The sequence below is a fragment of the Bradyrhizobium sp. B120 genome (assembly GCF_049075665.1).
Taxonomy (GTDB): Bacteria; Pseudomonadota; Alphaproteobacteria; order Rhizobiales; family Xanthobacteraceae; genus Bradyrhizobium.
This window is the reverse complement of sequence record NZ_CP185242.1, coordinates 3048176-3064373: the sequence shown is the minus strand read 5'-3', so window position 1 is coordinate 3064373 and position 16198 is coordinate 3048176. Positions and strand designations below refer to the sequence as shown.

The 16198-nt window shown below is 63.6% G+C and carries 16 protein-coding genes; 3 read left to right on the top strand and 13 right to left on the bottom strand.

All coding sequences use genetic code 11. From position 1 onward, the window contains the following. Nucleotides 1-20 precede the first annotated feature (20 nt). From ACOIX3_RS13935 to ACOIX3_RS13925, 3 genes are all read right to left on the bottom strand, one after another. Nucleotides 21-296, bottom strand: a complete 276-nt coding sequence (locus tag ACOIX3_RS13935; RefSeq protein WP_420970375.1) for a hypothetical protein — start codon at nucleotides 294-296, stop codon at nucleotides 21-23. Nucleotides 297-450: 154 nt separating this feature from the next. Further along, complete coding sequence (locus ACOIX3_RS13930) at nucleotides 451-651, bottom strand: hypothetical protein (protein ID WP_420970374.1); 201 nt, start codon at nucleotides 649-651, stop codon at nucleotides 451-453. Between the two features lie 163 nt (nucleotides 652-814). Continuing rightward, on the bottom strand, nucleotides 815-973 hold the full coding sequence (locus ACOIX3_RS13925; protein WP_171948113.1) for a hypothetical protein: 159 nt from the start codon (nucleotides 971-973) through the stop codon (nucleotides 815-817). Nucleotides 974-1850: 877 nt separating this feature from the next. Here ACOIX3_RS13925 and ACOIX3_RS13920 point away from each other — a divergent pair. Continuing rightward, nucleotides 1851-2828 carry a Ku protein gene (locus tag ACOIX3_RS13920; RefSeq protein WP_420970373.1) on the top strand — a complete coding sequence of 326 codons (978 nt, stop codon included), beginning with the start codon at nucleotides 1851-1853 and terminating at the stop codon, nucleotides 2826-2828. A 97-nt stretch (nucleotides 2829-2925) separates the two neighbouring features. Here ACOIX3_RS13920 and ACOIX3_RS13915 read toward each other — a convergent pair whose 3' ends face one another. The 3 genes from ACOIX3_RS13915 to ACOIX3_RS13905 all read right to left on the bottom strand — a co-directional run bounded on the left by ACOIX3_RS13915 (nucleotide 2926) and on the right by ACOIX3_RS13905 (nucleotide 3948). Then, the gene (locus ACOIX3_RS13915) at nucleotides 2926-3057 is read right to left on the bottom strand and encodes a hypothetical protein (RefSeq protein WP_420970372.1); all 132 of its coding nucleotides are present in this window, start codon (nucleotides 3055-3057) and stop codon (nucleotides 2926-2928) included. Between the two features lie 149 nt (nucleotides 3058-3206). Continuing rightward, nucleotides 3207-3653, bottom strand: coding sequence for a hypothetical protein (locus ACOIX3_RS13910; protein WP_420970371.1), 447 nt, complete (start codon nucleotides 3651-3653; stop codon nucleotides 3207-3209). A 130-nt stretch (nucleotides 3654-3783) separates the two neighbouring features. Beyond that, complete coding sequence (locus tag ACOIX3_RS13905; protein WP_092127042.1) at nucleotides 3784-3948, bottom strand: Flp family type IVb pilin; 165 nt, start codon at nucleotides 3946-3948, stop codon at nucleotides 3784-3786. Nucleotides 3949-4271: 323 nt separating this feature from the next. Between ACOIX3_RS13905 and ACOIX3_RS13900 the strand changes: the two genes are divergently transcribed. Together ACOIX3_RS13900 and ACOIX3_RS13895 are read left to right on the top strand one after the other, a co-directional pair. After that, the gene (locus ACOIX3_RS13900) at nucleotides 4272-5906 is read left to right on the top strand and encodes a thiamine pyrophosphate-requiring protein (protein ID WP_420970370.1); all 1635 of its coding nucleotides are present in this window, start codon (nucleotides 4272-4274) and stop codon (nucleotides 5904-5906) included. A 240-nt stretch (nucleotides 5907-6146) separates the two neighbouring features. After that, complete coding sequence (locus ACOIX3_RS13895) at nucleotides 6147-7361, top strand: NAD(P)/FAD-dependent oxidoreductase (RefSeq protein ID WP_420970369.1); 1215 nt, start codon at nucleotides 6147-6149, stop codon at nucleotides 7359-7361. 140 nt (nucleotides 7362-7501) lie between these two features. On the opposite strand, the gene ACOIX3_RS13890 is transcribed toward ACOIX3_RS13895, so the two are convergent. The 7 genes from ACOIX3_RS13890 to ACOIX3_RS13860 all read right to left on the bottom strand — a co-directional run bounded on the left by ACOIX3_RS13890 (nucleotide 7502) and on the right by ACOIX3_RS13860 (nucleotide 16161). Continuing rightward, on the bottom strand, nucleotides 7502-8743 hold the full coding sequence (locus ACOIX3_RS13890; protein ID WP_420970368.1) for an ABC transporter substrate-binding protein: 1242 nt from the start codon (nucleotides 8741-8743) through the stop codon (nucleotides 7502-7504). A gap of 45 nt (nucleotides 8744-8788) precedes the next feature. Further along, complete coding sequence (locus tag ACOIX3_RS13885) at nucleotides 8789-10270, bottom strand: ATP-binding cassette domain-containing protein (RefSeq protein WP_420970366.1); 1482 nt, start codon at nucleotides 10268-10270, stop codon at nucleotides 8789-8791. Continuing rightward, the gene (locus tag ACOIX3_RS13880; protein ID WP_420970364.1) at nucleotides 10271-11197 is read right to left on the bottom strand and encodes a branched-chain amino acid ABC transporter permease; all 927 of its coding nucleotides are present in this window, start codon (nucleotides 11195-11197) and stop codon (nucleotides 10271-10273) included. 1 nt (nucleotide 11198) lies between these two features. Then, a complete protein-coding gene (locus ACOIX3_RS13875; protein WP_092125194.1) occupies nucleotides 11199-12074 on the bottom strand; it encodes a branched-chain amino acid ABC transporter permease in 876 nt (291 codons plus the stop codon). 94 nt (nucleotides 12075-12168) lie between these two features. After that, entirely contained in the window at nucleotides 12169-13392 is a 1224-nt protein-coding gene (locus ACOIX3_RS13870) for an ABC transporter substrate-binding protein (RefSeq protein ID WP_420971730.1), read from the bottom strand. A gap of 462 nt (nucleotides 13393-13854) precedes the next feature. After that, nucleotides 13855-15447, bottom strand: coding sequence for an MDR family MFS transporter (locus ACOIX3_RS13865; protein WP_420970363.1), 1593 nt, complete (start codon nucleotides 15445-15447; stop codon nucleotides 13855-13857). Between the two features lie 192 nt (nucleotides 15448-15639). Beyond that, nucleotides 15640-16161, bottom strand: coding sequence for a YcgN family cysteine cluster protein (locus ACOIX3_RS13860; protein ID WP_092125191.1), 522 nt, complete (start codon nucleotides 16159-16161; stop codon nucleotides 15640-15642). Between the last annotated feature and the right edge of the window lie 37 nt (nucleotides 16162-16198).

The window sequence follows — 16198 nt, the reverse complement described above, 5'->3', positions numbered from 1 at the left end:
TCGCTCAAAGTCGCCCGGTCTTAGTTAAAAAAGAGTGAATTATCCTGTTGCCCGGCCCTCAGGTCGGCCTTCCACTTGATCCAGGCCTTGTCGTGCTTGTCATAGAGCTCGACCCACCGTCCCTCGACGGCTGACGGCATCAGCTCCGCGCCGTGGGCTTCCCCGCCCAGCACCGGCAGGGAGGCGTCCAGTCCTTCGAATTCCGACGTCTCTTCAAGCGTGAGGCCGACCAGCACGCGCCGTCCACCGACATCGACGACATACCGCCTTGGCGAATGCCCCCTGAGATCACTCATGCGTGCAAGTTCCCTCACGATGCGCGGGCCAACGGCAACCCGCCGGCACGCGAACCCAGCCCGGCTGCCGCAACGAAGACAAGATGACCGATTGCATGTCGCCCGCCAACCCCAACTCACGCCACTGTCGCGCTACCTCTGCCGAGCTAGCCCGCTAGAACGCGCGGCGCATGTGGCCGAAAGCGGTGAGCGGCGGTTCCCGCCTCGCCGATTTGGTGGCGGTGGGCGGCGCCACGTACGGCGCATAGATCCGATATTGCGCGCGGCGCTTGCGCGATCGCCACGAGCGCGCGGCGAAACCGGAGAAGAAGCCGGCGACGAACGCCGCCGCAAGGCTGAGAACGGGAGAAAGCATCACAGTCGTCCATGTTAGACCAGATGTTATTAACATTCGGAGTTGTGACGACATCATGATTGCGCGCGCCGAAAGAATGTTCAGCCGCTGGAATTTTTTGTGCAATCGAACGGCGCAACAATGACCCGGCGCCCAGATCGGTTGTTCTCGCGCGCGAGGCGCCTCAGGAGAACCACCACAGCATGAATTTCAGGAACATCGAGCTGAGCAGATAAATCCACCCCGCCATCGCCAGCAACGTCAGTCCGACGAAGGCACCTGAAACGCTTTTCTCCTTGAGGCGCGCCAACAGCGAGTTTTTCTCTTCTTGCGGATAGAACATCTCAAGCTCAAGACGCATCTGATTCAAATCAGCTAGCAGCCAATTTCGATGATCTCATGACGCGTCCCGGCAGCGATTAGCTTCGCTCGTCACAGATCTCAGCTGCAAAATATCGTGAAGGCGCGGGCCGTCGAAGACGATTCCCGGCTCACGTGCTGGCTGACAAAGTCGTGGCCGACAAAGTCTTGGCTCAAGAAAATTCCGCGTGACATGGTCAGCGATCGGCTCCCGCGACCTCAGCTGTCCGCGCGCCGGAAATTTCAGTTGCGTGATATTGCGTTCTGCGCCGCGGATGCGCGTCGCGCGTCAGACCGACCGTCGAGCATGCGATGCGGCGAATGCCGTGCGACCGCAACGCGCGCCGGCCTTGGCGAGATGCAGGCGTGATCGACCGCCCCCCCGCAAGCGCATGGTGGCCGCTCCGCCTGCATCTCAGTTTGACAATCAAGACCTCGCATGCGGGAGACCGCGATCGCAGCGTCACACCCGGAAAGAGGCGAACCAGACAATTCCGGGGATCAAGACTGCGAGCCCGGTTGAGGCCGTGAGCAGCGCGAGAACCGATGGTCCGGGCTCGGCCTGGCGCGCCTCGGTCGGGGTTTCAATGATCCGACCGTGTCGTACCTCTGCCATGGCGACCTCTTTGGTTAAGTACCTGAAATTCCGGCGATTGCCGCCCCCTTCTGAAGGCCAACGCGTGATGTTCCGGGCCGCTGGACGGCTGTCCAACGGCGGTCGCCGCCGCCGCGTCAAACGGGCGCAGGCTCGAGGTCACGGTTAACGCCGTTACGAGATTCACCGGGCCGCGTTGTTTCAAACCGGGGTTCCCGGTGTTATCCTTGACCGTTCCGTCGGTTGCGTAATCGGAGTTTTCCCTATGGCCCCTCGCGCCAACTGGAAGGGCTTTTTGCGCCTTTCGCTCGTGACTTGCCCGGTTGCCCTGTATCCGGCGACGTCGGATACCGAGAAGGTCTCCTTCAACCAGATCAACCGCAAGACCGGCCACCGGATCAAATACGCCAAGGTCGATGCGGAGACCGGCGAGGAAGTCTCCACCGACGACATCATGAAGGGCTACAAGGTCGACACCGACACCTATATCGAGGTCACCAAGGACGAGCTCGACGACATCGCGCTGGATTCGACCCGCACCATCGAGATCGACGAATTCGTGCCGCGCAGCGAGATCGACAGCCGCTATCTGATCCGCCCCTATTATCTCGTTCCCGACGGCAAGGTCGGCCACGATGCCTTCGCGGTGATCCGCGAGACCATCCGCAGCATGGACAAGGTCGCGATCGGCCGCGTCGTGCTGACCAACCGCGAGCACATCATCGCGCTCGAGCCGCTCGACAACGGGCTGATGGGCACGCTGTTGCGCTACCCCTATGAGGTGCGCAGCGAGAAGGAATATTTCGACGACATCCAGGATGTGAAGATCACCAAGGATATGCTCGATCTCGCCAAGCACATCGTCGAGCAGAAGTCCGGCGAGTTCGATCCGGAGGATTTCGAGGATCGCTACGAGCAGGCGCTGATCGACCTGATCAACCAGAAGCGCAACGGCATCAAGATCGCCAAGCCCGCGGCGAAGGCCAGCGGCAACGTCATCAACCTGATGGACGCGCTGAAGAAGAGCCTTGCCAACGAGAAGCAGGCCGCTCCCGCCAAGGCGGAAGCAAAGGCGGCGAAAGGCAAGAAGCCGAAGAAGCGCATCGAGGGCCAGCGCGAGATGCTGCTGCCGATCTCGGGCAGCGGCAAGCGCGAGCCCAAGGAGGCCGTCAAGCCCGAGCCGAAGAAGGCCGAGAAGCCCGCGCGTGCGCAAGGCACCGCGGCGCGGAAGAAGGCGGGCTGAGGTCGCGGCGCAGCGATTGTCGATTGATCCCGAGCCGAAATGCCCTGGTCGACGCCGTTCGACGAACGGATCGTACTGCATCGCGGCGACACGCTTGTCACGTTGCAGTGCCTGCGCCGCGTTCGGCCGCGTTGATCAGATGCTCGACCGCGATCTGCCAGCGCGGCTCCTGCTGGGTGCCTTCCGATAGCTTCATGATGTAGTCGGCGCACCGACGCCAGCGTCGCATCTGAGAGCACCAGAGGAGGTGCACGTTCGCTGGACGGGAGTAAATTGAGTGCACTTTCACCGTAGTTCCTATACGGGAGTAAATTGAATGCACTGCCACTGTAATTCAGCTGTTGCAGTTTATTGCGGGTCGATTTGAGCTGCAGAAGGTCAATGCCTTCGTCTCCTCAGCGTCACATCCGCCGCTCGCACTGCTTCCACTTGATCGTCCGATGCAACAATCGCTTCGTACATAGCCTCGTGAAGCTGTCCAGGATCAGGAGATAGCGCGAATGCCAATGCTGCTGCCGCCCTCGCTTTCCGAAACACGAGCAAAGCCTCTGGTGTTGTCCCGTCGGCATCTTCGCTAAGCTTAAGGTATCGCTCGTCGAACTTCTCAGTTAGAGAGTCGAGCTTGCGCCGCACGGCGAGTTGATCTCCTCGTCCGTGGCGAAGAAGGTCAACGGCGGCGTCTATTTCATTTCCCTGCAAGCCAGTGCCCGCGACAGCAACGAGACATGCTGTCAAGGTCGCATGTCGCCGTTGCTCATCGTCAGCCTTTCGGAAAGAATCCGCCAAACTTGGTGATATCGAATCAAGACGCAGACGAACTCTCATCAACGCACCTTCAACGCGGCAGAAACCAGCGACGGCTGGCTGATGTTCGCGCGCATCGCGATGCTGCGCACGCTGATTGGAGACGGCGGAGGCGACTGAATCAGAAAGTGTGAAGCGTGTCCGGCGGCGCTTACTTGAAGGCCGAACTGACGGCGGTGAATTGGCCGCTCACGGTGGTGCCGATGCCTCTGACGCCGGCGACGATCACGATGCTGATGCCGCCGGCAATGATGGCGTATTCGATCGCCGTAGCCCCGACGTCATCGCGCAGAAATCTTGCAAGCAACGCGCGCATGAAAAGCTCCTGTCCGACGCCCGCGGCTTTTTCTCCCGCGCCGTAGTAATATTCCAGCAAAACTAGGCCACATTGGTTGACGGCCCATTGATGGACACAATGAACGATCGCTTAAAGGTTGCAGAGAAACTAGCTGCTAGTTCTGCCTGCACCCTGACCTCGCCCCGCGAGGCGGCAAGCCGCGATTGGGCGTAAACGCATATCAGGACTACCTGATCCGGCCCCGGCGGCGCTTTACCCTCGCGGCGGAATCCTGTTCCTTTATCGGACAGGACGACAACGAGGCCGGAGCGAACCGGCCGCATCCAAAGGGAGTGACCGTCATGAAGCTCGGCACCGCGATCGCGGAAATCATGAAGCGCGAGGGGATCGAGATCCTCACGGGCTACCCGGTCAACCATTTGATCGAATACGCCGCCAGTGCCGACATCCGCCCCGTGATGGTGCGCCAGGAGCGCATCGGCGTGCACATGGCGGACGCGATCTCCCGCGTCACATCAGGCGAGAAGATCGGCGCGTTCTGCATGCAGCACGGACCGGGCGCCGAGAATGCGATGGGCGGTGTCGCGCAGTGCTACGGCGAATCCGTACCCGTCCTGGTGCTGCCGATGGGTTATGCGCGCCGGCTCGCCAACATCGATCCCAACTTCAATTCCAGCCAGGCGATGAAGGCGTTCTCGAAATCCTCGGAGCCGATCAACATCGCCGCGGAAGTCTGCAACATCTTCCGCCGTGCCTTCACCAAATTGAAGAACGGCCGCGGCGGGCCTGTGATCGTCGAGATCCCCGCCGACATGTGGAACGAGGAGGTGCCGGAGCCCCTGAACTACACGCCGGTGCTGCGCACCCGCTACGGCGCCGATCCCGTTCATGTGAAGGAAGCGGCAGCTCTGCTCGTTGGCGCCAAGCGCCCGGTGATCTATGCCGGCCAGGGCGTGCACTACGCAAAGGCCTGGCCGCAGCTGAAGCGCCTCGCCGAGCGGCTCGCGATCCCCGTCACCACGAGCCTCGGCGGCAAGTCGTCATTCCCGGAGACGCATCCGCTGTCGCTCGGCTCCGGCGGCCTTGCCGTGCCGCGCGCGGTGCCGAAATTCCTCACTGAGGCCGACGTGATCTTCGGCATCGGCTGCTCCTTCACCGAAACGTCGTTCGGCATCGCGATGCCGAAGGGCAAGACCATCATCCATTCGACGCTCGATCCGAACCACATCAACAAGGATGTCGAGGCCAAAATCGGGCTCGTCGGCGACGCCGGCCTCGTGCTCGACGCGCTGCTGGAGGAGATCGGCAAGAGCGTGACCTCGGACCGTGACGCCAGCGCGGTCGCGGAGGAGATCGCGGCCTCCCACAAGGAATGGCTTGCCAAATGGATGCCGAAGCTCACGCATAACGACGCGCCGCTCAATCCCTACCGCGTGCTGTGGGATCTGCAGCACACCGTCGACATCCACAACACCATCATCACCCACGACGCCGGCAGCCCGCGCGACCAGCTCTCGCCGTTCTGGAAATCGGTCGAGCCGCTGTCCTATATCGGCTGGGGCAAGACCACGCAGCTCGGCTACGGGCTGGGTCTCGCGATGGGCGCCAAGCTGGCAAAACCGGACAAGCTCTGCATCAATGTCTGGGGCGACGCCGCGATCGGCTTCACGGGCATGGATTTCGAGACCGCGGTGCGCGAGCGGATTCCGATCATGTCGATCCTGCTCAACAATTTCTCGATGGCGATCGAATTGAAGGTGATGCCGATCTCGACCGAGAAATACCGCTCGACCGATATCTCCGGCGACTACGCCGCGATGGCGCGGGCCTTCGGTGGCTATGGCGAGCGGGTGACCAGGCCCGAAGACATCATCCCCGCGATCAAGCGCGGCATCCAGAAGACCAAGGAAGGCGTGCCGGTGCTGCTGGAATTCATCACCAGCAAGGAGACCGAGGTGTCGCGGCCGGGGACGTGAGCAGCGCGATGTGACCCGTCTTCCGTCATGGCCGGGCTTGTCCCGGCCATCCACGTCTTTTGCTGCCTGAGTGAAAGACGTGGATGCCCGGCACAAGGCCGGGCATGACGAGTTTCGCGGGAATGCCAGCTCATTGCCGCTGGCTCGCTGTGCGGTGATCAGCCTCGGCCCGATTCAGCCCGCTTGATTTGACCCTGCTTGCGCAGGCAAGCTCTCTCCGCGAGAGGATCGGAGGGAGAGATGGCGCGCATCCTGGTGCTGGGTGCCGGCTTTGCCGGTCTGTGGGCGGCGCTCGGTGCGGCCCGCAAGCGCGACGAGATCGGCGCGCGGGCTGAGGACACCGAGATTGTCGTCGTCGATCGCAACGCCTATCACAACATCCGGGTGCGCAATTACGAGGTCGATCTCGGCGATGTCGCGCTGCCGCTGCAAGACCTGCTCGATCCGGTCGGCGTCAGCCACATAGTGGCTGACGTCACGGCAATCGATCCGGCGAAGCGCGAAGTCACGGTCAAGACAGGCTCCGGCGCGGAGACGCTGAGCTATGACCGGCTGGTGCTGACGACCGGCAGCGAGCTGGTCCGCCCCGCGATACCAGGCCTTGCCGTACATGGCTTCGACGTCGACACCTTCGAAGCAGCCACGCGCCTCAACACGCATTTGGCGGCGCTCGGCAAGCAGCCGCCGTCGCGGGCCCGCGCGACGGTGGCGGTGGTCGGCGCCGGGTTCACCGGGATCGAGGTCGCGGCCGAGATGCCGGCCAAGCTCGCGCAGGCCGGCATCACCGGCGATCACCGCATCATCCTGATCGATCCCAATCCGGTGGTCGGCGCGACGTTCGGCGCACATGGCCGTCCTGTCATCAACGAGGCGCTGACCGCGCTCGGCGTCGAGACGCGGCTGAACGTCAGGGTCAGCGCCGTCGGCGCTGACAGCATCACGCTTGATAGCGGCGAGATCATTCCGACGGAAACCGTGGTGTGGTGCGGTGGCATGCGCGCGAGCCCGCTCGCCGCGATGCTGGCGGTGAAGCGCGACAGGCTTGGCCGCATCCCGGTGGATCATTGCATGCGCGCCGATGGCCTCAATGGCGTATTCGCCGCCGGCGACATCGCCGCCTGCCTGATCGATGGCGAGCATGCGACCGTGATGTCGTGCCAGTTCGCGCGGCCGATGGGCCGCTTTGCCGGGCACAATGTGGTCGCGGATCTGTTCGGCGAAAAGCTGCTGCCGCTCAATATCGACTGGTACGTGACGGTGCTCGATCTCGGCACCTGGGGCGCGCTCTACACCACCGGCTGGGACCGCGAGGTGCACACCACGGGCGCCGCCGCCAAGCTGACCAAGCAGACCATCAACCAGCAGCGCATCTATCCGCCGCAGAGCGGCGACCGCGCCGAACTGCTTGCAGCCGCCGCGCCGACGATCCAGACGGCACCGCCGACGCGGTCATAGCGATGGGATGGCTTCCTCGGGAGTGACAGCGTCTCCGACGTCATTGCGAGCGAAGCGAAGCAATCCATCGCTCCACTCGGGGATAGATGGATTGCTTCGTCGCTTTGCTCCTCGCAATGACGAGGCTTTGCGCTCGGCAATTACTGCGAAAGCTTCACAAAATCCGGAAACTTCAGCTTCCCTTCCGCGATCGCCTTCGGCCAGACCGTGATCTGCTTGCCGCCCTGCCACTGGAACACGAGGCCGGTGACGGCACCCGGGCCGGACTTGATGCCGTGGGTGAACTCGTCGTTCTTGCCGTAGAACTGGATCTTGCCGATCGTGCCGTCGAAGTCGGTCTTCTCGAGCTCGGTGACCATCTTGTCCGGATCGGTCGAACCGGCGCGCTGGATCGCTTCCGCAATGATGTAGACCTCGTCATAGGCGGTGTAGCCGGTATAGGCCGGCGGCGTGCCGAACTTGGCCTTGAACGCGGCCGCGAACGGTTTTGTCTTCGGCGTCACCGCGACGTCGGGCGTGGCCACCGCGAGCGACGGCACGCCTTCGGCCGCGCCGTTGGTATCGCCCCAGAACGTCGGGCTCAGCGCCTGCGCGCTGATGCCGAACATCGGGATCGGCACCTGCTGGTTCTTCCACTGCACCGTCGGCTGCACGCCGACATGGGAGATGCCGGTGACGATCACGTCGGGCTTGGCGGCCTCCATCTTGTTGAAGATCGGCGTGAAGTCGGTGGTGTCGGGTGAGAAGCGGATGTGCTCGACGACCTTCAGGCCGGCCTTCGGCAGACAGGCCTCGTAGCCGATGTCGAGCGGCTTGGTCCAGGCCGCGTCCTCGCTCATGATCGCCACCGACTTGAACTTGAGCTGGTCGACCAGGAGCTCCTTGGCCGCGTCGCAGACCAGCTGCGCCTGCGCGGCCGAGGTCAGGTAACCGTGGAAGGTGTACTTGTTCTTCTCATAGTCGTTGTGAACCGCCTTGGTGATCTCGTTCGAGGCGGCGCCGGGCGTGATCAGCGGCATCTTCAGCCGCGAGGCCCACGGCTCCAGCGCCAGCACGACCTCGCTGATGTAGCTCGCGATCACGGCCGAAACCTTGTCCTCGCTCACCGCGCGCTGGAACGCGCGCACCGAATCCGCCGACGAACTCTTGTTGTCGTAGGTGACGATCTCGATCTTGCGGCCCATCACGCCGCCCTTGGCGTTGATCTCGTCGGCCGCGATCTGCGCGCCGCCCGGGGTTGCCGCACCCGCGATCGACTGCACCTCGGCGATGACGCCGATCTTGATCGGGTCGTTGGATTGCGCATAGGCCGGCGCCGCGAGGCACAGCGCCAGCGCCGAGGCCAACAGGCTGACGCGGGTGGCGGTTGAATATGCTGGCATCGTGATCTCCCTTGCTTTGTTTTGTTATTCTTCAAACTTCGAGCGTCAGAGAAAGTCCTTGCCGGCCTCCGCGGCGAACCGGCCGGGGTCGCCTTCCCAGACGATTCGCGCGTGCTCCAGCACATAGACGCGGTCGGCATGCGGAAGCGCGAAGGTCACGTTCTGCTCGCCGAGCAGCACCGTGATCTTGGTGGTCTGGCGCAGCTTCTCCAGCGCCTTCGACAGCAATTCGAGGATGACGGGCGCAAGCCCCAGCGTCGGCTCGTCGAGGATCAGGATCTGCGGCTGCATCATCAGCGCACGGCCGATCGCCAGCATCTGCTGCTCGCCACCGGACAGCGTCTGCGCCATCTGGCCCTGACGCTCCTTCAGGATCGGGAACAGCTCGAACAGCCAGGCGAGTTGTTTCGCCCGCGCTGCGTCGTCGAGATGCTGGCCACCGAGATCGAGGTTTTCCCGCACCGTCATCTCGCCGAACAATTCGCGCGATTCCGGGCACTGCACCAGGCCCGAGCGGGCGATCTTGGCCGGCCCGGTGCCACGCAGCTTCTCTCCGCCGCGCAGGATCTCGCCGGTATAGGGCAGGAAGCCCGAGATGGTGTTGAACAGCGTGGTCTTGCCGGCGCCGTTGAGGCCGACGATCGAGACGAACTCGCCCTCGTGGACGTGGATCGAGACGTTCTCCAGCGCCTGAGCCTTGCCGTAATGCACGCTGACATTCTCGACCTGCAGCAGCGGCACCTTGTCCTTGAACGAGGTCTCGGGCCGCGCATGGGTCTCGATCGCGCCGCCGAGATAGACCCGCCGCACGGTCTCGTTCTTCATCACATCCTCGGCGCGGCCGGTCGTGATCTCCTCGCCGAGATACATCGCAAGCACGCGGTCGACCAGCGCGGCGACGCTCTTGACGTTGTGGTCGACCAGCATCACCGCGCGTCCCTCGTCGCGGAAGCTGCGGATCAATTGCGAGAACACACCGACCTCGGTGCTGGTCAGCCCGGCAAAGGGCTCATCGACCAGCACCACCTTCGGGTCGCGCGCGATCGCCTTCGCCAGCTCCAGCCGCCGCAGGTCGGCGAATGGCAATGTCGGCGGGCGGCGGTCCATCACCGCCCCCAGGCCGACGCGGTCCGCGATCCACTTGGCGCGCTCGGTCAGCGCCTTGTCGGGAAACAGCATGAACAGGCTGTCGGGCAACAGCGCGACCATGATGTTCTCGAGCACGGTCTGCCGGTTCAGCGGCCGCGAGTGCTGGAACACCATGCCAAAGCCCTTGCGCGCGATCTTGTGCGCCGGCAGCCCGGCGACGTTCTCGCCGTCGAACAGCACCTCACCTGCGGTCGGGCGCTCGATGCCCATCACGCTCTTCATCGCGGTCGACTTGCCCGAGCCGTTCGGCCCGATCAGGCCGAGGATCTCGCCGGGGCGCAGCTCGAAGCTCAGATTCTTCACCGCGGTCAGGCCGCCGAACCGCTTGGTCAGGCCGCGAACTGCAAGTGTCGGAATAGTGGTCACAGTCTGATCCATTTAGGAGCGCGCCTCGCGTGACAGGGCCGCTCCGAGGAAACCGCCGGGGAAGAACAGCACGACGAGCAGCGCCACCGCCGAGACGATGAAGGTTGCGAGTTCGCCGGTCGGACGCAGGAATTCGCCGGCCACGATCAGGAAGATTGCACCGAGCGCTGCGCCCAGCACGGTGCGCCGGCCGCCGAGCACGGCGGACACGATGACGTTCACGCCGACCGCGACGTCGACCACGGTGCCGACCGAGGCGGTGCCGAAGTAGAACACCAGGAGTGCGCCCGACAATCCCGAGAAGAAGGCGCTGACGATGAAGGCCGCAAGCTTGTGCTTGACGATGTTGAAGCCGAGCGCGCCGGCCTGCACCGGGTCCTGCCCGCTTGCCTGCAGCACGAGTCCAACCGGCGATTGCGACAGTCCGTACAGGATCGCGGCGCTCACGGTCATGAAGCCGAGCGCGATCCAGTAATTGGCGCCGGCATTGATGGTGATGACATCGGGAATAGTGAGCCCGATCTCGCCGCCGGTCAGGTCAGCGAACACCACGATGAAATTCTGCAGCATCAAGACCGCGACCAGCGTGGTGAGGCCGAAATATGGTCCCCTCACCCGCAGCGCCGGCAGCGCCAGCACGAAGCCTGCAACCACCGAGGCCAGCGCGCCGAGCAGGATGCAGACATAGACCGACCAGCCGTACTGGTTGTTGAGAATCCCTGCGGTGTAGGCGCCGGTGCCGATCAGGAAGGTCGGCCCGAAATTGACCTCACCGGCGAAGCCGAACAAGAGGTCCCAGGCCATCGCGAACACGCCGAAATAGAACGCGACGGTGAGCAGGCCGAGGATGTAGCCGGAGACGTAGAGCGGCAGCGTCGCGGCAACCACCACGCAGACCAGCGAAATGAAGAACAGGCGCGAGGTGAAGAAGTTGGCCATCTCAGCGCCTCCCGAGCAGGCCTTGAGGCCGGATATACATCACGAACACCAAAAGCAGCAGCGCCGGAATGGTGCGGTAGGCCGGCGAGATCATGTAGGCGGTGATGGTCTCGAGATAGCCGACGACGAAGGCCGCGATCAGCGAGCCGGAGACGCTGCCGAGGCCGCCGAGCACCACAATCGAGAACGCGCTCGCGGTCAGCGGCCCGACGCTGTAGGAGCTGACGCCGAGGAACATGCCGAGCAGCACGCCGGCGATGCCGGCCAGGATGCCGTAGATGCCCCACACCACGATGTAGATCTGGGTGAGTTCGAGTCCGAGCAGCGTGACGCCGCGCGGGTTCATCGAGGCCGCCAGCACCGCCTTGCCGGTGCGGGTGCGGTTCACCAAGAGCCAGAGCAGGCCGATCACGAGGCAGCACACCAGCGCGGTGAAGATATTGTTGCGCGGCGTGCGGTTGCCGAAGATATCGACGACACCCTCGACGATCGGCAGCACCGTCTTGGCATTGTTGGTGAAGAAATAGGCGATCAGCTCCTGGATCATGATGCCCCACAGCAAAGTGCCGGTGAGGACGAAGATTTCCTTCTCCTCGTTGGGGATCCGCCTCGAATTCTGGATCGGCTTCACGACCGCGAAATAGGTCGCGAACGCCATGATCAGCGCCACGCCGACACCGAACAGCGCGCCGGAGTAGATGTCGAGATGCAGGACGCTGGCCGCGGCCCAGGCCGCGACCGCTGCGGCCACCATGATGGCACCGTGGGAGAGGTTGAGAACGCCGGAGACACCGAAGATCAGGGTGAAGCCGGTGGCGCCGAGCGCATAGAGCGCACTGATGGCAAAGCCATCGATCAGGATTTGTAGGGCAAGCATCTCAAATCGGCCGCGGCAGCAAAGCTGCCTGTTGTGGAGGACGCGGAACTGAATGCGGATGCTCCCGGGACCGGCCCGGGAGCATTGTCATCGGTCAGTTGGTGGTGAGCTTGATGAAGCTCGGGAACTTGAGATCGCTCTTGGCGACCTCCTTCGGCCACACCGCCACCTGCTTGCCGCCCTGCCACTGCAGCATCAGTCCGGTGATCAGGCCCTTGCCGTACTTGATCGAATGGGTGAACGGATCGTCCTTGCCGTAGAACTGGACGCGCCCGATGGTGCCTTCCCAATCGGTCTTCTCCAGCGCATCGACCATCTTGTCGGCCTCGACCGAGCCGGCGCGCTTCACCGCATCCGCGATGTAGTAGACCTCGTCATAGGCGGTGTAGCCCGCATAGGACGGATAGTTGCCGTAGCGCTTCCTGAAGTCCTCCGCGAACGGCACCGACTTCGGCGTCACCGCGACGTTCGGGCCCGACACGCCCTGATACAGCACGCCTTCGGCCGCATCATTAGTGTCCTTGCCGAAGGTTTCGTTGGTCGCCTGCGACGAAATGCCGAACATCGGGATCGGCACCTGCTGGTTCTTCCACTGCACCGTCGGCTGCACGCCGACATGCGAGATACCGGTGATGATCACGTCGGGCTTGGCGGCTTCGACCTTGTTGAAGATCGGCGTGAAGTCGGTGGTGTCGGGCGAGAAGCGGATATGGTCGACGACCTTGAGCCCGATCTTGGGCAGGCACTCCTCGTAGCCGACGTCGAGCGGCTTGGTCCACGCGGCGTCCTCGCTCATGATGACCGCGGTCTTCATGTGCTTCTGATCGACCAGCAGCTCCTTGGCGGCATCGCAGACCGACAGCGCCAGCGCCGCCGAGGTCAGATAGCCGTGGAAGGTGTACTTGTTCTTCTCGTAATCGGCGTGGACGCTCTTGCTGATCTCGTTGGAGGCGGCGCCAGGCGTGACGAACGGGGTCTTCAGGCGCGAAGCCCAGGGCTCGAGCGCCAGCACCACTTCGCTGATGTAGCTCGAGATGACGACATTGACCTTGTCTTCGTTGACCGCGCGCTGGAATGCGCGCACCGAGTCTGCCGAGGACGAGTGATTGTCGTAAGAGACGATTTCGATCTTGCGGCCGTCGATGCCGCCCCTGGCGTTGATCTCGTCGGCGGCGAGCTGCGCCGCCTGCGGGATCGACGCCCCGGCGATCGCCTGCGCTTCGGCGATCACACCGATCTTGAGGGTGTCAGCCGCCAGCGCGCCGCTGGGGCTGGCTGCCAAAAGGCCCAACACGGCCGCTCCGGCAAGTTGCTGCATCGCATGAACAGGCAGTCGCGGTGTTCTTTTCACCCTGTTTCTCTCCTCTTTTTGTTCGGCTGCTTCGAGCTCTTGGGGCCGGACTATAGCTGCGACAAAACGCGCAGCAAGTGAAACTGCGCGCAGATCGCCATGCGTGGACGACAACTAAAGTAGTGGGTGGGCGCTGACAGGCTGAATAAATTTGAGGCAGCGCGGGAATAAAAGCGTGGGCCTGCGCCCCTCCCAAGTGGGAGGGCGAACGAGATGCAAGACTCGGACAAATCATGTCGCGAGAACGCGGTTGTATGACTCACAGGCCGCGCCACAAACTCAACGTCGTCCCGGCGAAGGCCGGGACCCATAACCACCGATGCGAATTGTTAAGCGCTATTGCAACGACGAGTGCCACCGACAACATCCGCCGCGGCGTATGGGTCCCGGCCTTCGCCGGGACGACAGCGGTGAGATCGGCTACCGCCCCTACTCCGCCATCTCGACTGGCTGCGCGGCCGGACCGGCGAGCGGGCGTTCTTCCATCGTGATCATGCAGATGGAAGCCGTGGTCAGCAGCACGGCGGCGGCACCGAACACGTAGCGGAACGCGGTGATCATGTCGGCCATCGGGATCGCGCCGACGGTGCCGGCGGACGCGGCATGATGTTCGCCGGCGAGCGAGATGTCGGTCCCGAGCGTCATCAGCAGGATGGTGGTGAAGGCGGCAACCGTGAACGAGGCCATCATCGCGCGGAAGAAGTTCATCGCGCCGGTCACGGTGCCGACCTGCGGGCGCGCCACCGCGTTCTGCAGCGACACCACGCTGATCGGGAATGTGGTGCCGAGCCCGAGCGCGAACACGCTCATCAACAGCAGCAATCCCCACAGCGGCAGCGTCGTCACGGCCATGCCGACGGCACAGATCGCGGCCACCGAGGTGCCGACGATCGCGACGCGCTTGTAGTGCTTGGCCTTCGCCATGGTCCGCCCGGCGATCGCAGCGCCAAAGGTCGAGATCGCCGCGAGCGGGATCAGCGCAAGGCCGGCCTCGCTGGCGGTGAGGTGATAGACCACCTCGTAATAGAGCGGCAGGTGCACGGTGAGCCCGACCATGGCGCCGAGCGCGCAGCCGCCGGCGCCCATTGCGAACGGCACCACCGAGCCGCCGAGCAGAGACAATGGCAGAAACGGCTCGTCGGCGCGGCGCGCGTGCCAGACGAAGGCACCGGCGAGCGCGATCGAGGCGCCGATCATCGCGGTAATGGTCGGCGACAGCCAGGAGAGACGCGTGCCGCCCCAGGTCAGCACCAGCATCAGCACGACGGCCGAGGCCATCAGCAGCACGCCGCCGAGCCAGTCGACCTTGCGCTTGCGGTGGAACACCGGGATCTTGCTCATCTTCGGCAGCAGCAGCGCCAGCGCCGCCGCCGAGAGCGGCAGGTTGATCCAGAAGATCATCGACCAGTGCAGATGTTCGGCAAACACGCCGCCGACCACCGGGCCGAGAATGCCGCCGGCCATCCAGACGCTGGAGAAATAGGCCTGATAACGGCCGCGCTCGCGCGGGGTCACTACGTCGGAGATCACGGTCTGCACCACCGGCATGATGCCGCCGCCGCCGAGCCCTTGCAGGCCGCGGGCAATGATCAGCATGGTCATGCTGGGCGCGATCGCGCACAGCACCGAGCCGACCACGAACAGGCTGAGCGAGGTGATGATCATGACGCGGCGGCCATAGATGTCGCTCAGCGTTCCGAACACCGGCGCCACCGCGGTGGAGGCGAGTAGATAGGCCGTGATCACCCAGGACAGGTTGGTGACGTCGTGAAACTGGCGCCCGATCGTCGGCAGCGCCGTCGCGACGATGGTCTGGTCAAGCGCAGCCAGGAACATCGTCAGCATGAGGCTGATCACGATGGTGCGGACTTCGTCCGGATTGAGCGGGGCCGGCGGCGCCAGCGGCGGCGCGTCGCTGAGTTCGATCACCTCGCTCGGGAGGTGAGACAGCTCTGCGGCAATGTCGTCAGGCAATGTCTCTTGGTCGGCAGGAATCCGGCTCTGCCGTTCATACTTGTTCATTTGGGGCGTAATGCTGCTGCGCGGGCGCGTGCCGCGATGGAATCGTTCTCTGATCCGCAATTTATGCAGCAATTCGCTGCTGAGGCAGGCACCTCAGCGCATGGGTGCATCCCACGGCAGTGTTCTCGCGATGACGTGATTGCAGAACAGCCGGCGCCGGCTCGCGCGCCGTCAACGTTACGTCTTGAAGACCTACTTGGAGACCTTGGGCCGCTTCTTCAATTGTGCCCGTTTCGGCAGAAGGGCCGGCCAGCGCACGATGTGATCCTCGAGATCGGCGTCGTTGACGTCGAGTTCGGTGCCTTCCACCCGCCCGCGTACCGAGACCCCGGCTTCATGCACGGTGTTGGGATCGCCGGAGATCAGGGGATGCCACCAGTAAAGGTCCCGCCCCTCGGCCACGAGCCGGTAGCCGCAGCTCGGCGGCAGCCAGTTCAAGGTCCGGACGTTCTCGGGCGTCAGCCGGACGCAATCCGGAACCTGGTCGGAGCGGTTCGGATAGTCCTTGCAGGTGCACAGGCCGGAATCGAGCAGCTTGCAGGAGATATGGGTGAAATAGATTTTGCCGGTGTCCTCGTCCTCGAGCTTCTCCAGGCAGCAACGTGCGCAGCCGTCACACAGGCTTTCCCATTCGGCGTTGGACATCTCTTCCAACGTCTTGGTTTTCCAGAAGAATCCCTCCTGGCCCGACGGGCGCTTGGGCGGTGCGGTCATGATATCCCTGACATGGCGGTAAAGCCCTTCTTGGGAC

Excerpts from the sequence above, each read along its gene's own strand:
- ACOIX3_RS13935 (WP_420970375.1), bottom strand. The coding sequence starts at position 296 with ATGAGTGATCTCAGGGGGCATTCGCCAAGGCGGTATGTCGTCGATGTC.
- ACOIX3_RS13930 (WP_420970374.1), bottom strand. The coding sequence starts at position 651 with ATGCTTTCTCCCGTTCTCAGCCTTGCGGCGGCGTTCGTCGCCGGCTTC.
- ACOIX3_RS13925 (WP_171948113.1), bottom strand. The coding sequence starts at position 973 with ATGTTCTATCCGCAAGAAGAGAAAAACTCGCTGTTGGCGCGCCTCAAG.
- ACOIX3_RS13920 (WP_420970373.1), top strand. The coding sequence starts at position 1,851 with ATGGCCCCTCGCGCCAACTGGAAGGGCTTTTTGCGCCTTTCGCTCGTG.
- ACOIX3_RS13915 (WP_420970372.1), bottom strand. The coding sequence starts at position 3,057 with ATGCGACGCTGGCGTCGGTGCGCCGACTACATCATGAAGCTATCGGAA.
- ACOIX3_RS13910 (WP_420970371.1), bottom strand. The coding sequence starts at position 3,653 with ATGAGAGTTCGTCTGCGTCTTGATTCGATATCACCAAGTTTGGCGGAT.
- ACOIX3_RS13905 (WP_092127042.1), bottom strand. The coding sequence starts at position 3,948 with ATGCGCGCGTTGCTTGCAAGATTTCTGCGCGATGACGTCGGGGCTACG.
- ACOIX3_RS13900 (WP_420970370.1), top strand. The coding sequence starts at position 4,272 with ATGAAGCTCGGCACCGCGATCGCGGAAATCATGAAGCGCGAGGGGATC.
- ACOIX3_RS13895 (WP_420970369.1), top strand. The coding sequence starts at position 6,147 with ATGGCGCGCATCCTGGTGCTGGGTGCCGGCTTTGCCGGTCTGTGGGCG.
- ACOIX3_RS13890 (WP_420970368.1), bottom strand. The coding sequence starts at position 8,743 with ATGCCAGCATATTCAACCGCCACCCGCGTCAGCCTGTTGGCCTCGGCG.
- ACOIX3_RS13885 (WP_420970366.1), bottom strand. The coding sequence starts at position 10,270 with ATGGATCAGACTGTGACCACTATTCCGACACTTGCAGTTCGCGGCCTG.
- ACOIX3_RS13880 (WP_420970364.1), bottom strand. The coding sequence starts at position 11,197 with ATGGCCAACTTCTTCACCTCGCGCCTGTTCTTCATTTCGCTGGTCTGC.
- ACOIX3_RS13875 (WP_092125194.1), bottom strand. The coding sequence starts at position 12,074 with ATGCTTGCCCTACAAATCCTGATCGATGGCTTTGCCATCAGTGCGCTC.
- ACOIX3_RS13870 (WP_420971730.1), bottom strand. The coding sequence starts at position 13,392 with ATGCAGCAACTTGCCGGAGCGGCCGTGTTGGGCCTTTTGGCAGCCAGC.
- ACOIX3_RS13865 (WP_420970363.1), bottom strand. The coding sequence starts at position 15,447 with ATGAACAAGTATGAACGGCAGAGCCGGATTCCTGCCGACCAAGAGACA.
- ACOIX3_RS13860 (WP_092125191.1), bottom strand. The coding sequence starts at position 16,161 with ATGACCGCACCGCCCAAGCGCCCGTCGGGCCAGGAGGGATTCTTCTGG.